11 protein-coding genes are annotated in these 14433 nt (G+C 43.8%); 3 read left to right on the top strand and 8 right to left on the bottom strand.

Annotated features, from left to right (window positions below):
- From AACM02_RS10225 to AACM02_RS10200, 6 genes are all read right to left on the bottom strand, one after another.
- Complete coding sequence (locus AACM02_RS10225; protein WP_339116889.1) at positions 1-1449, bottom strand: TrkH family potassium uptake protein; 1449 nt, start codon at positions 1447-1449, stop codon at positions 1-3.
- A 2-nt stretch (positions 1450-1451) separates the two neighbouring features.
- A complete protein-coding gene (locus AACM02_RS10220; RefSeq protein ID WP_339116888.1) occupies positions 1452-2225 on the bottom strand; it encodes an MCP four helix bundle domain-containing protein in 774 nt (257 codons plus the stop codon).
- 157 nt (positions 2226-2382) lie between these two features.
- On the bottom strand, positions 2383-4074 hold the full coding sequence (locus tag AACM02_RS10215) for a hypothetical protein (RefSeq protein WP_339116887.1): 1692 nt from the start codon (positions 4072-4074) through the stop codon (positions 2383-2385).
- A 206-nt stretch (positions 4075-4280) separates the two neighbouring features.
- Positions 4281-5414: a 4-phosphoerythronate dehydrogenase PdxB gene (gene pdxB, locus AACM02_RS10210; RefSeq protein ID WP_339116886.1), complete on the bottom strand. Its 1134-nt coding sequence runs from the start codon at positions 5412-5414 to the stop codon at positions 4281-4283.
- 101 nt (positions 5415-5515) lie between these two features.
- Entirely contained in the window at positions 5516-6232 is a 717-nt protein-coding gene (locus AACM02_RS10205; RefSeq protein ID WP_339116885.1) for an SGNH/GDSL hydrolase family protein, read from the bottom strand.
- A 166-nt stretch (positions 6233-6398) separates the two neighbouring features.
- Positions 6399-6719, bottom strand: coding sequence for a heavy metal-binding domain-containing protein (locus AACM02_RS10200; RefSeq protein ID WP_332456724.1), 321 nt, complete (start codon positions 6717-6719; stop codon positions 6399-6401).
- A gap of 165 nt (positions 6720-6884) precedes the next feature.
- Between AACM02_RS10200 and nfo the strand changes: the two genes are divergently transcribed.
- Positions 6885-7736 (top strand): deoxyribonuclease IV, encoded by an 852-nt coding sequence (gene nfo, locus AACM02_RS10195; RefSeq protein WP_339116884.1) that lies wholly within the window; start codon positions 6885-6887, stop codon positions 7734-7736.
- Positions 7737-7745: 9 nt separating this feature from the next.
- Positions 7746-9152 (top strand): sodium:proton antiporter NhaD, encoded by a 1407-nt coding sequence (nhaD, locus tag AACM02_RS10190; protein WP_339116883.1) that lies wholly within the window; start codon positions 7746-7748, stop codon positions 9150-9152.
- Positions 9153-9159: 7 nt separating this feature from the next.
- On the opposite strand, the gene AACM02_RS10185 is transcribed toward nhaD, so the two are convergent.
- Both AACM02_RS10185 and AACM02_RS10180 read right to left on the bottom strand, forming a co-directional pair.
- On the bottom strand, positions 9160-11496 hold the full coding sequence (locus AACM02_RS10185; RefSeq protein ID WP_339116882.1) for a glycoside hydrolase family 20 protein: 2337 nt from the start codon (positions 11494-11496) through the stop codon (positions 9160-9162).
- Between the two features lies 1 nt (position 11497).
- The gene (locus AACM02_RS10180; protein ID WP_339116881.1) at positions 11498-12247 is read right to left on the bottom strand and encodes a copper homeostasis protein CutC; all 750 of its coding nucleotides are present in this window, start codon (positions 12245-12247) and stop codon (positions 11498-11500) included.
- 166 nt (positions 12248-12413) lie between these two features.
- Here AACM02_RS10180 and AACM02_RS10175 point away from each other — a divergent pair, with 166 nt between their 5' ends.
- Entirely contained in the window at positions 12414-14405 is a 1992-nt protein-coding gene (locus AACM02_RS10175) for a urocanate hydratase (protein WP_339116880.1), read from the top strand.
- Positions 14406-14433: the final 28 nt, after the last annotated feature.

The following is a 14433-nucleotide window of genomic DNA, read 5'->3' as shown; positions in this document are numbered from 1 at the left end:
TTATCTGTTTTTATCTGTCAGAAAAACAAGCAATACAATCACGTTCATAATTTCCAAACGTCCCAACAGCATATTAGTCGAAAAAATGTATTTTGCAGCATCGGGCAAAGTAGAGAAGTTTCCCATCGATCCGATTGTTTTTCCAAATCCCGGACCAATAGTACCTAAAGTGGCAACAGACCCTGAAAAGGATGTGATAAGATCGATATCCATGGCAGATAATGCCAGGGTAGAAGTTAGAAGAATGACCAGATAAACGATGATGTAAGCCATTGATTGTAGTTCAATATCGCTGCTGATAAGGGTCTTATCCATTCTCAACACATAGACGGCGTTAGGGTGATTTGTCTGTTTAATTTGTTTAAGAAATGTTTGAAAAAAGAGATATACCCGATCGAATTTTAGCCCTCCCGTGGTTGAACCAATCATTGCGCACTGAATGGAAAAATAGATAAGGACAACAACGGTAAACATGGGCCAAACAGACGTATCCACAGTAGCAAAACCGGTAGTAGTAACTAACGAAACTACCTGGAACGACGCGTGCCGAAACGCCTCTCCCCAGTTGTATACGTGATCGTTGACAAGTTTGAATGCAATAAACAAGATGCCTATAAAAATAATGGTCAAATAAGTTTTAACAACGTCAGAAGTAAAAAGATTTTGTTTCCTACCTGTTATGGTAGCGTATATAAGTCCAAAATGCATACCTCCCAACAACATAAAAAAGGAAATGGTGATTTCTATCCAAATATTGTTGTAAAAGGCAATGCTGGTATTTTTAGTAGAGAAACCGCCGGTTGCCAGTGTTCCGAATGAATGGCAAATAGCATCAAAAAAGGTCATTCCCAGTGCCCATAGAATCATTGTTTCAACCAGTATCAGGCTTGTATAGACTATGCCGATAATGCGTACGATTTCCCGCATTCGCATCTGAAAATTCAACATGGAGAGCCCGGATACTTCAGACCTGTAGATGCTGGTCCGCGCTGCTTTGGCATTGGGGAGAATCAATAACACAAACAAAATAATTCCCATTCCTCCGATAAAATGTGTTGCCGATCGCCAGAACAAAAGACCTTTGGGCAACACTTCAATGTTGGTAAGAATGGTCGATCCGGTAGTTGTATAACCGGCTGTGCTTTCGAAAAGGGCATTTGTCAAGGTGAATTCACCGCCCCACATGAAATATGGAATTGCGCCTACGATACATGTTAATATCCATCCCAGAACGCTAATCGCAATTCCTTCGTGGGACTTTAGTTCCTCTGTTTTTTCTACAAAGATTTGTGGAAACACTCCTACAATTGTACATAAGATAGCGCTATACAGTAAGGGGGTTATAGAAGTTTCTCCTAGAAAAATGGAAATAGCGGCAGAAATATACATAAGTAATGCATTGAATAACAATACAAAACCTAAATATTTTGCAATAACGCTGACTCTCATTTCTATTTATTTTTTAAACGCAGCAATCTTCCGATAAGATTATTCGTTTCGGTTTCCAAGCGCTTAATTTCGTCGTTTGACTTGATGCCACTATTTATGATGCCTTTTTCCGGGTAAAATGATTTTACTCCATCGATAAGCCGATTGATTGGACGAATAAAATATTCGGATATGAAGAAATTAAGTAATAAAGCGAAAACGATGGCAGCGACAATAGATACAATGGCTGGCATCATCGCCCTTTTTGAGTTTTCTTTCATCGTGTTTGTTTGTTTGTAAACCCCTTCCTGGTTAAGTTGCATCAACTCATTGATGGCTTTCTTTGCTGAAAAGAACAATTGCTGGTTTTGGAGGTATATTTCGTTTTTTTCTTCCAATGTTAATTGTTCGCTGGTATCGGTAGTTTGCTTAACGGAAGTATGAAATTCTTCGTATTTTTTTATAATATTATTGATGTATTTATCCTCGTCTTTTTCGGTAATGTTATTTTGGGCTATTTTAATGGCATCCTGTATTGCTGAATAGGCCGTATTAATGGTTTGGCTTCCCATTTCCCGGTTTCCCATCAGATACATCAACAAGCCGCTGTCTTCCCTTTCTAACGCGTCCAACATTTGTTTGGTCTGCTCAATGGATTTGTAGTTATCGTCCATGACATTCTTAATGGATACTCCCACCTTGTTGAACTCAATAATTGACATAATTCCGGCAATTACCAGCATCAGCACGAGCAACATAAAGCTGGAAAATATTTTAGTTCTCAACGATTTAAGCATAATAACTCTCTTTTAACATGAATAATAAAATTTTCGTAACAAATGTACGGGTTTTACGGTTTCTTTACAAATATGAATTTATTTTTTACAATAAAATAAAAATGGAGCGCTTCCGGCACTCCATTTTATCGTTATATTTAAGAAACTGTTTTAAATTTTATCTTAGTAAAGTCATGAAATCCTGATTTGTCCTGTATTTTGCAAACTCCAGGTCATTTAATGCTCTGGTAGCCATTGTTTTATCCATAGTTGTTGCGGAACGAAGGTTGGTCATCACATCGTTGAAATTGTTCGTTCTCGATCCAACGACAGCCATCAGGTAGTAGGTCAATGCATCAGGATTTTTAATAGCTTTCAGCGTGATATCAGCAGCGTTGTAGTTTTTTGTAAGGATTTGCGCTAATGCGGCGTTGTTCGATTTTGTATCTCCAAAAGCATCAACAGCTTGATTATAATCACCTTCCATAAGGTAAAGTAATCCCATAGCTGCCTCCAGGTTGTTTGCCCCTGATGACCTGCCCAGTAATTCTTTTGCCGATTGTGTATTTCCGTCCATCATAGCGAATAGCGCTTTGTTTACATTCACTTCGGCTGCGTTGGGTGAAACCAGGGCTGCACGGTCTAACGCCTGTTTGGCGTTATTGTATTCGCCGCGCTGGTAATAAGCGGTAGCCATGTTATTCCATCCCCGGTAGTCTTGCGGGAAATTTACGGTAACGTATTGATAAATTTTTTCTTTATCGGCATCGTTATCGGTGAGCGTGGAAGCGTAAAGCAATTCTTCCACCGACAGTTTTTTAGGATTGGCACGCCAGAATTCCATGATCTCTTCATCTGATTTTCCGATAATCTCGATGTTTGCCGTGATACGTGAACGACGTAACTGCGGTAAGATGGTTGATGCCAGATCACTGTAAACAAACGAGATGTTTTTGATTTCACGCTCGCGTGTTTCGGGATCGGGATACATGGATAAAACTCTTAATACGAGCTCTTTATCTTGTAGATCCGATGCTTCCAGCAATTGGCGGAACCCTTCCCAGTCTTGTGCCGTGTAGCGGGCGTTTACATCGGTATCAATCTTTCTTCTTTTCAGCTCACCTTCCAGGTATTGTGTCGTGTTCTTCTCACGTTGAGCAGCTAATCTTTCGTTCAACGTAAGACCTCCGTCGGGCGATGCGTAAGCAGAAATCTCAATGTCTACGTTCTGGCGCGGATCGTTGAATGCATCCTGAACCCGTTGTTGCCACGAACGCATATCTTGCGTGTTTGTTTCGGATGAACGGATATTTGCCTGTTGGATAACGAAATGAATGTTAGCGTCCTGTGTCTGCTTTATGATGCGTTGAAAGCCATCATCGGCAACAGATGGAGCAGTTGTCTGAGCACTTGCCAGCGCCGAAGTGGCAACGATACCGTCGGCTACTTTTACCTCGGGAAGTTTTACGGATTTATTTTTGATTTTGGCATCAAAACGCATAAAAAGTTCCGAAGTCAGCATGTCGGTTTGATAGGGAAAGGTGAAACTCATGTTGAAGTTTCCCCCACGGTTATACGGAATTTCAATGGCGTTCCCTGAAACGTTTTCTCCCTGGTAAGCCTGAGCAGATCCGTAGGATTCTTTGGTACCGGCATATTTCAATACCGGAGTAATTTTTACGGTTGCGTTTTTGTTGAACCATTTCTCGGGGAAAGTTCCGTTAACGGTTACGGGCACACTGTTGCCAACAGTTTCTAAGGGAGATGGGGTTGCATTGAAGTTTGATTGTGAAAGAGGCTTTAAATTGCTGCACGATACAGCAGTAAAAACAAGCCCGGCGAGCAGAGCATAAAAAGAAATTTTTCTCATTTTCCGATTGATTTTTATTTTTTGTTTATTGAATTTTCCAAAAGAGATAATCGCATTATCCATCATTATACTCACTTACTCTCTATCCTGGATAATTTGAAACAACATACAACAAAATTACCTTTTTTATGTGATATCAAAAAATAAACCGATCACATTTAGGTATTTTTTAGAAATATCCATCGACGTGAAAATTGCCGGGTTGATTATACATCAAACCCGAGTTGTTTTAAGATAGGAACAACCCCTGGGTCTGCATTTTTTACTTCGTAAGCTCCGTATTCCCTGCGCAGCGGATAGTTGGATCGAAACCAGTAGAATTTATCGGGATCTGCTTTCAGATTCATTGTTTCCATCATGGGGTTATAGGTTTGCCAGACTGCATAAGCCAATTGACGATCCGGTTCAACCTCCCTTAAGTCAATAACCGGATTATTCGGCTGAGGAAGCTGCATTAATTTTATTGGATAGACATCTAGTTCAAAAAACTCGTTCAGGTTTTCAAGCGATATTTTGGTTGCTGTCCATTTGCCGTCAGCCGAATATCCGGCGATATGTGGTGTGGCGATGTCGGCTATCTGTAATAGTTCCCGGTCGATATCGGGTTCGTTTTCCCAGCAATCGATTACCGCTCCGGCAAGTTTTTCTGTTTTCAGCGCCTTTTTCATGGCTGGGTTGTCCACCACACTTCCGCGGCAAGAATTAATGACAAACGGCTTTTTATCCAGTGTATCAAAGAAATATTCGTCCGCCAGATGATAGGTCTTGTGTCTTCCGGTTTTTGTTAACGGTGTATGCAGGGTGATGATGTCGGCTTCTTTCTTTATCGTATCCAGATCCACAAAAGCAGTTTTTCCCTTTACTCCGGGCTTTTCTCCGACCTCCCTCTCTTCCCGCGGTGGGTCATTTAGTAATACATGCATTCCCAGTTTTCGGCAAGCCGTTTCCACTTTACTACCCACATTGCCCACGCCAATAATTCCTATTGATTTTTCTTCTAGACGGAATCCGTATTTATCTGCCATATACAAAAGCGAAGCTGTTACGTATTGTTCCACGGAGTTGGCGTTACAACCCGGTGCTGTGCGCCAGGCAATACCTGTTGCGTCACAATATCGGGTGTCGATATGATCAAAACCGATCGTAGCGGAGCAAATCAGCTTTACACTGCTTCCCTCAAGAATGTCTTTCCCAAAATGAGTAACCGTACGTACGATCAGTGCGTCTTTATCACCAATGGCTTCTTTCGTGAATTGATTTCCAGGCAAGTATTCCACTTCGCCAAACTGTTCGGCAATACCTCTCAGATAAGGAATATGCGCATCTGCAAGAATTTTCATATTTATGTAAACACAAGAGCCGAGACTCAGGAATAGGGATTTCTTTTGAATGATTCAAGACTCCAGGTCCCGGGTTTCAACTCGTAAATTCGTAAGTTAATTCAGTATTTTCTTTTCGGATTATCTTTCCACATCAACAGGGCACGGGCAATTGCTGTCTCGGCAATGGGAGCCATAAGGGCATATCCTTCTACGTTGGGATGCACACCATCGCCCGACAAGCTTTCAGGCAATCCGTTTCGCTCATCGGCCATGGCTGAAAAGAAGTCGCAATAAACAGCACCGTGTGTTTCTGCATATTTTTTTATCCTGCGGTTCAGTTCTACAATTTTTTCGGCAGGTTCAAGGCCGGGTCTCCACTTGTACTCAAATGCAGGAAGAACCGAGCAAAGCACTACTTGAATTCCGTTGGATTGTGCGATCTCAGTCATAGAATGGATGTTGTCTTCGATCATTTCCAGTGTCGAGGGTCCGGTATTTCCGGCAATATCGTTTGTCCCGGCAAGAATAACCACTACTTTCGGATAAAGGTTTATGACATCCTGGCGGAAACGGACAAGCATTTGAGGTGTGGTTTGTCCGCTTATACCCCGGTTAATGTAAGGTCTGTTTTCAAAGAATTTCGGTACTTTCTCTATCCATCCCTGTGTGATGGAGTTGCCCATAAAAACCACACGGTCGTCACACGTCCTTGGCATCCCTATTTTCGCATTGTCTTCTTTGAAACGCGTTAAATTTGCCCAATCCTGCGCATCCGCAGAAGATATGAAACTCAGAGTAATAATGGCTGTAAAAAATAATTTTGTTGTCGTTTTCATTTGTCTAATTATATTGTGTTTGTCGTCAAAACTGCTGTTTTGTTTGTGAAAAGTTTTCAAACAAAAATCGGGAGAATATTTACCCCGGAACCAGTAAAGGACAGAGGTCCCGCTTTATTTTTGAAGTGTGTGCAACTGACAGTTGGTTTCTAAATGACGGGTCTTGTTACTCTACCTTCACTGCTGTTCCCGATGCTGAAACCATCAGCATGCTGCCGTTGTTGCCGATGGTTTCGTAGTCGATGTCGACCGCCAGAATGGCATTTGCACCCATTCTCCGGGCTTGTTCACTCATTTCCTGCAACGCAATATCTTTCGCTTCGCGCAAAACTTTCTCGTAACCTCCGGAACGTCCTCCAATTACATCCGTAATGGAAGCAAAAAAATCCCTTACAATATTGGCACCGATAATGGTTTCTCCGCTAACGATCCCATAATATGCAACAATGTGCTTTCCTTCAATAGTGTTTGTTGTTGTAATCAACATAGAGCAAAGAATGGTTTTATTCAATTGTTATTTTTTTCGAAAGATAATAAATTTTATTCTTTTGGTAAGAAATTCCGCAGAAAAACAATGCATTTTTTATTCTTTCAATCTTTATCGAGTATCTTTGCTGCTGAACAGACTTTAATTAACAAAAAAACCGAGAAGATGAAATTTGTAGGAGCACATATCAGCGCATCGGGCGGAGTGGAAAATGCACCGGTTAACGCACATTTGATAGGGGCAAAGGCTTTTGCTTTTTTTACCAAAAATCAGCGTCAATGGTTTGCAGCGCCCTATACGCAACAAAATATCGATTTGTTTAAATCACGGTGCGAAGAGTACGGCTACTCTCCGGATCATATTCTTCCACACGACAGTTACCTGATCAACCTGGGTCATCCTGAAGAAGAAGGCTTGAAAAAATCGCGTTCTGCCTTTTTCGATGAAATGAAACGTTGTGAGCAACTGGGGTTGAACCGGCTTAATTTTCATCCCGGCAGCCATTTAAACCAGTTGTCGGTCGATGATTGCCTGGACAGAATTGCCGAATCCATTAACCTGTCGCTAGAAAGAACGAACGGGGTAACAGCTGTCATAGAGAATACGGCAGGGCAAGGGACCAATTTGGGACATACTTTTGAACAAATTGCCCGTATCATTGATAAAGTGGAGGACAAAAGCCGGATAGGGGTGTGTCTCGATACAGCTCATACACTGGCGTCGGGTTACGAAATAAGAACCCGTGATGGGTTTGAAAATACATTCCGTCAATTCGAAGAGATTATTGGATTTAGCTATCTGAAAGGAATGCACGTAAACGATTCCAAAAAAGAGCTGGCATCTCGTGTCGATCGTCACGACAGCCTGGGAAAGGGATTGATGAATATGGATGTCTTTTCTCTTGTCATGAACGATAACCGTTTTGACAATATACCGTTGATCCTCGAAACCCCTGACGAAACGTTGTGGGCGGAAGAAATAAAACTGCTCTACTCGCTCATCACTCATCATCCATAATTCAAACGTATGTACTATATTATGCCGATTATTTTTATCCTTGGTATTGTAGCCATTGCGCTCGAGGATAAAATTAAAGTGAATAAATCAGCAACGGCGCTGTTTATGTGCATTACCCTTTGGTTGATGCTGGTGTTTGGCTCACAGGACATTCTGGTCAAACGCAAGAATCCCGACTTCCTACACTTCATTAAACAGGCAGAATTGGGAAACATTCCCGTTAAAGACCAAATCGTAAGTTATTTAACTGAGGAAGCTTTTGTTTCCCACCTGGGTGATGTGGCACAAACGTTGTTCTTTGTGATGTGTTCATTACTTATCGTAAATATCGTGGATAAACACGGAGGGTTTATGGCTATCTCGCGTTCATTGCGTACCGAGAATAAAAGGAAACTGTTGTGGTTTATTGGCTTATCGTCTTTTTTCTTTTCCGCCTTGCTTGATAACCTGGCTGCCGCCATCGTGCTTATTGCCATTCTACGCAAGCTGGTTCCCGATCATACCGACCGCATGAAATACGCCAGCATTATTATCCTGGCAGCAAATGCGGGTGGTTCCTGGTCACCCATCGGCGACGTGACAACACTTTTACTGTGGACGGGCGGAAATATCACGGCATGGCACCAGATATCACACCTGTTTTTGCCTGCATTGGCCAATTTGTTGGTTCCCTTGATTATAGCCGATCTTTGGTTGTTCAAGAAAGGGACAAAGCTGCGCCAAAGCAGCAATTTATCGGCCGACGACATTTACATGGAGCGTATTCCCAACAAATCAAGAATAATCATTTTCTGGATCGGAATCTCCTCCCTCGCTTTAGTTCCTGTATTTCAGACAATAACTCACCTGCCTGCTTTCATGTGCGTGTTGATTGGGTTGGTGTTTTTATGGATATATACCGATTTAATGTATGGGCGGATAAACGATATCCGGGAATCGGACAAGTTGCGTATTCCAACGTTGTCCCGTTCGGTGGATTTGCCCACGATTTTCTTTTTCTTCGGCATCCTGATGTCGGTGGCCGCGTTGAATGTTGGCGGACAACTTTCGCTTTTTGCCGATGTTCTTTCCTCCAACATAAAGGAACCCTACACCATTAGTATAATCAGTGGCGCTATCTCGTCCGTTGTAGACAACGTGGCGTTGGTGGCAGCAACCATGGGAATGTATCCGGTAGTAGAAGCGTCGGCAGCGGCAACGCCGTACATGCAGTATTTTGTAGCTGACGGCGGTTTCTGGACTTTGCTGGCGTATTGTGCGGTGACCGGGGGCAGTATTTTCATCATCGGATCGGCTACCGGAGTAGCCGTAATGGGACTGGAAAAAATAAGCTTCGGCTATTTTTTCAAACGATTTACACCGTTGGCAATACTGGGGTACGTTGCAGGTATTCTGCTGTTCCTGGCGATGGCATAATTCGGGGTCAGTTCAACGATATTTCATCGATGAATACATAGCCTTTGCTCCCTTTTCCCGGATGCCATGCCGGCATAACCGTTGGTTTAACCGTCAGCCTGAAATAACGGGCGGTTACAGGGTCGAAAGACAGCGTATGGACAGCAATGTCCGACCAATGTGTGGTGTTTGCATCCAGCAGTTTTTGACTGCTGACTACAGTGAATACTGAGTTGTTATCGGAGGATTCGAGAATAATTTCCGATGCATCAAAGATCCAGTCGCCGGTTACCACGCAGTTACGGATTTGAGCGGTTGAAATTTCCGTGGGTTCGAGCATATCGATTATGGCCACTATGTTTTCACCCTTGAAACCCATCCATTTTCCGGTTTTGTAATTCGTACTGTTCCCGAAAAGGCCGTCGACCAGCATGCTTTCACCGGTATACCTGTAGTTCGGGTCCGGTGTAGTCAGCAGTGTTATGGGTTTGTAGCCGGCTTTGCTTGCATTAATTTTTTCCGAGAGAACTTTGCTTGTGTTTCCACTTGCGCGAATAGCCATTGCTTTAATTTCTGTATTCTCCCGGATGGAGAATTTGCCGTCGTATTTTGTCGACGAAACGGTAGGAACCGTACCGTCGAGCGTATAATATACCGGTGCATTGTCAATGGTTGACAATTCCACATCGAGCGAATTGGTTTCGAAATTGGGAATCATTTTTGCCTGCACGTCAAAAACGTGTGTTGCATAGTTGTAGCCCAGCTTGCCGTACAGGTTGAGCAGTCCGGGTAGCCGGGTAAGGAATGCTTCGTAATTCTTCTTTTCGGGCTTTACCCATTGTGCTTCGGATAGCGCGGCGATACGGGGCATTATCATGTATTCCACGTAATCCGGCGTTTCAATGTATTCTGTCCACAAGTTAGCTTGCAGCCCCAGTATACGTGCTTTTTGTTTGTCTGTTAAAATTTCAGGTGCCGGTTCAAAGTTGTACACTTTTTCGATAGGGACATATCCGCCGATTGCCAATGGCTCTTCGTCGGTATTCTGGGTCTGGTAATAGTCGAAATAGCAATAAGCGGTTGGTGTCATAATTACATTGTGACCCATTTGAGCAGCCTGAATACCTCCTTCCATCCCGCGCCATGACATGACTGTCGCGTTTGGAGCCAGTTCCCCTTCCAGAATCTCGTCCCAGCCGATAATGCTTTTTCCCTTATTGTTCAGGAATTTTTCGATGCGTGCAGTCACGTAGCTTTGCAGGTAATGTTCCGCTTTATGTCCTTCTTTGTCCTTGAGGTTTAATTCTTTTATACGAGTCTGGCAGTTGGGACACTCTTCCCAGCGGACCTTGGGACATTCATCGCCACCGATGTGGATGTATTCGGACGGGAAAAGTTCAATTACTTCCGAAAGCACACTTTCCAGGAAAGTGAAAGTTTCTTCTTTTCCCGGACAAAGAACATCGTCAAAAACTCCCCACGAACCCGCAACTTCGTACGGACCGCCTGTGCAGCCTAGCTCGGGATATGCGGCAAGGGCTGCCAGCATATGTCCCGGAAGATCAATTTCGGGAATAACGGTGATGTACCGATCTTGGGCATATTTAACGATGTCTCTAATTTCTTCCTGTGTATAAAAACCGCCGTGAGGTTTTCCATCATACTCCCCTGTGTTTTTGCCCACAACAGTTTGTTCGCGCTGCGACCCGACCACCGTTAGTTTCGGATAGGCCTTTATCTCAATTCTCCATCCTTGATCATCGGTCAGGTGCCAGTGAAAGCGATTGATGCTGTGTAATGCCAGGATATCGATGTATCTTTTTACAAAATCTGCCGATTGGAAATGGCGCGCCACATCCAGCATCATGCCGCGGTAGGCGAACCGGGGTTCGTCTTTGATTTTCACAGGTTGGAAAACAATACGCTTTGCGTCTGCCGAAACAGATTTGCGCAACGTCTGTATCCCGTAAAAGACAGCAGCTTCACTTGCGCCCGTTATGGTTATGCTGTTTTCACCGACTGCTATTTCATAGGCTTCTTTATTTGGATTTTGGAGGCCGATGCTCAAAATGATGGCGTTCTTTTCCGGTGCTGTCGAGGTTATGTCCGGTTTTATACCTGTGGATATATTCAAAAATTCCGCTAAAAATTCCGCGTTACGGTGCATCTTTTCATTCCCCTCCGGAAATACTATTTTTACTGATGAGGACAAAACAAAAGGATTTCCTTCGGATGTCACGATTTCCGATGGCAACGGAATAACCCGGTAGTTGGCAGATTCTATGCTTTTCTTTTCTTTCGGTGAACAAGAGAGCAATAGGGCGATTACTGCAATAAGCACAGAGAGAATCTTGAATTTTTTCATTTCATTTTATATTTAAAACAGTCCATGTATTTTTTACTTTTTGGGCACTGGTAATCAATTGTTCAAATTCGTTGATTGTGATGTTTGTCCCCCCCATTGAAACGGCTGAGTTTCTGAATTTCATCTTACTTTCCACCGCTTCCCGGGCAGAAAGATGAAACTCAACCGCACCGGTTTCCCAAGCGATCTTTGCAATATTATTTTCGTTAATTCCGCTTCCCGGCATAATGATGATGCGCTCTCCGGCTTGTTGAACCAGTTTTTTCAATAAATCTACCCCTTGTTCTGCCTTGGGTTGCTGACCCGACGTGAGAATTCTGCTGCAACCCAGCGAAATAATGTCTTCAAGGCTTATTAACGGATCCCGGCATTGATCGAATGCCCGATGAAAGGTCACATCCATTTTTTCTGCTGCTTCCACTAACTCCCTGCAGCGTTCCATATCTACATCACCTTCTTCCGTGAGACAGCCGATTACAATCCCGTCAACACCCAGTTTGCGACACATTTCGATGTCTTTGAGCATAATTTTGTGCTCCAGCCCGGAATAAAGAAAGTCGCCGCCGCGTGGACGGATAATAACGTTCAGCTTAATGTGCAGCAGTTCCCTCGCTACCGCAATATCGCCGTATGACGGCGTGGTGCCGCCTTCTGGAATTGCCGCACAAAGTTCCACCCGGTAAGCACCGCCTTTTTGTGCTTCGACACAACTCATGACAGAGTTGGCGCATATTTCGAGTTTATAATCCATTTTCTTATTTACGCTTTTGCAAAGATAATAATAGATTTCTTTTTATAAAATTCTCTCAGAATCTTGTTTTTGAGTCTGATTTTCTCTAATTTTACAGTCAATATGTAAGCAAAAGCATTACATTTGTCCAGAAGTCTGTAAGTCTAATGTCTAAATGTCTGATAAAGTGAAAATAACCTTATCCAGCGAGTTGCCTCATTATCCTGTTTTTAAAGAGGGTATTCGCCGTGCGCCCGACCGCGGATTCCGCCTAACACCTGCCCAGGCCGAAATCGCCTTAAAAAACGCTTTACGTTATATTCCGTGTGAATTGCATAAGACGCTGGCTCCCGAATTTTTAGAAGAGCTTTGGACCAGGGGAAGAATTTACGGTTACCGTTATCGTCCCGAAGGCGACCTGAAGGCAAAACCGATAGATGATTATAAAGGAAATTGCGTGGAAGGAAAAGCTTTTCAGGTGATGATTGACAATAATCTCTGTTTTGATATAGCCTTGTATCCATACGAACTGGTAACCTATGGCGAAACAGGTCAGGTCTGTCAGAACTGGATGCAGTACCGGTTGATAAAAATGTACCTGGAACAGTTGACACAGGAACAAACACTGGTAGTGGAAAGCGGACATCCGCTCGGATTGTTTAAATCGAAACCCGATGCACCACGTGTAATTATAACCAATTCAATGATGATTGGTCAATTCGATAACCTCCCGGATTGGGAGATTGCCGCACAGATGGGTGTTGCCAACTACGGACAAATGACGGCCGGGGGTTGGATGTATATTGGTCCACAGGGAATAGTTCACGGAACATTCAACACATTGCTCAATGCCGGAAGGTTGAAGCTTGGCATACCACAAGACGGAGATTTGCGGGGATACCTGTTTGTGTCGTCGGGGTTGGGTGGAATGAGCGGTGCGCAACCTAAAGCTGCCGATATTGCCGGTGCGGTATCCATTGTGGCAGAGGTGGATTATTCGCGCATAGAAACCCGTTATTCGCAGGGGTGGGTACACAAAATAACCGGTGACAAACAACAGGCTTTCGCCTGGGCTCATGAGTCGATGGCACACAAAGAACCTCTTTCCATCGCATATCACGGAAATATTGTCGATTTGCTTGAATTTGCAGAGACAGAGAAAATCCACATCGATCTATTGAGTGATCAAACCTCCTGTCACGAGCCTTATACGGGCGGATATTGCCCTGCGGGAATCCCGTTCGATGAGCGCACCCGGTTGCTGGAAGAAGACCGAACCCGGTTTCATGAATTGGTGGATGCATCCTTGCGCCGTCATTTCAATGTCGTCAGAAAACTGGTTGCCAACGGTACTTACTTTTTCGATTATGGAAACTCGTTTATGAAAGCCGTTTATGATGCCGGGGTGAAAGAGATTTCGAAAAACGGTATCGATGACAAAGAGGGTTTTATTTTTCCTTCGTACGTGGAAGATATCATGGGGCCTGAACTGTTCGATTACGGTTATGGCCCTTTCCGTTGGGTGTGCCTGAGCGGAAAACATGAAGACCTGGTTAAAACGGATAAGGCCGCTATGGATTGTATTGATCCGGCACGTCGCGGACAGGATAAAGATAACTGGATTTGGATCCGTGACGCGGAAAAAAACCGGCTTGTTGTAGGTACACAGGCCCGCATTTTGTATCAGGATGCACCTGGACGCATGAATATCGCTTTACGATTTAATGAGATGGTGCGCAACGGGGAGATCGGGCCTGTTATGCTTGGGCGTGATCACCATGATGTGAGTGGCACCGATTCGCCTTTCCGCGAAACCGCAAACATCAAGGATGGAAGTAACGTGATGGCGGACATGGCCGTGCAATGCTTCGCGGGGAATGCGGCACGGGGAATGAGCTTGGTGGCGCTACATAACGGAGGTGGCGTAGGTATAGGAAAAGCCGTTAACGGTGGATTCGGAATGGTGTGTGACGGTAGTGAACGCGTGGACGAAATCCTCCGCTCAGCAATGCTCTGGGACGTTATGGGCGGTGTTGCCCGCCGTTCATGGGCACGAAATGCAAATGCTATGAGCACCGTGCAGGATTTTAACCAGTCGTTTGCCGATGATTATTACATTACCGAACCCTACCTGGTGGACGAGGAAATAATAAAGAATATCACAAATTACAAACAATAATTTTAAAAAGCTCTTTTCCTGAGGAGCA

This window comes from Petrimonas sp. (assembly GCF_963921705.1).
Taxonomy (GTDB): domain Bacteria; phylum Bacteroidota; class Bacteroidia; order Bacteroidales; family Dysgonomonadaceae; genus Petrimonas; species Petrimonas sulfuriphila.
This window is presented reverse-complemented; position numbering and strand designations above follow the sequence as displayed.

Coding starts and splice junctions, on each gene's coding strand:
- AACM02_RS10220 (WP_339116888.1), bottom strand. CDS start 2,225: ATGCTTAAATCGTTGAGAACTAAAATATTTTCCAGCTTTATGTTGCTC.
- AACM02_RS10205 (WP_339116885.1), bottom strand. CDS start 6,232: ATGAAAACGACAACAAAATTATTTTTTACAGCCATTATTACTCTGAGT.
- AACM02_RS10215 (WP_339116887.1), bottom strand. CDS start 4,074: ATGAGAAAAATTTCTTTTTATGCTCTGCTCGCCGGGCTTGTTTTTACT.
- nhaD (WP_339116883.1), top strand. CDS start 7,746: ATGTACTATATTATGCCGATTATTTTTATCCTTGGTATTGTAGCCATT.
- pdxB (WP_339116886.1), bottom strand. CDS start 5,414: ATGAAAATTCTTGCAGATGCGCATATTCCTTATCTGAGAGGTATTGCC.
- AACM02_RS10200 (WP_332456724.1), bottom strand. CDS start 6,719: ATGTTGATTACAACAACAAACACTATTGAAGGAAAGCACATTGTTGCA.
- AACM02_RS10180 (WP_339116881.1), bottom strand. CDS start 12,247: ATGGATTATAAACTCGAAATATGCGCCAACTCTGTCATGAGTTGTGTC.
- AACM02_RS10225 (WP_339116889.1), bottom strand. CDS start 1,449: ATGAGAGTCAGCGTTATTGCAAAATATTTAGGTTTTGTATTGTTATTC.
- AACM02_RS10185 (WP_339116882.1), bottom strand. CDS start 11,496: ATGAAAAAATTCAAGATTCTCTCTGTGCTTATTGCAGTAATCGCCCTA.
- nfo (WP_339116884.1), top strand. CDS start 6,885: ATGAAATTTGTAGGAGCACATATCAGCGCATCGGGCGGAGTGGAAAAT.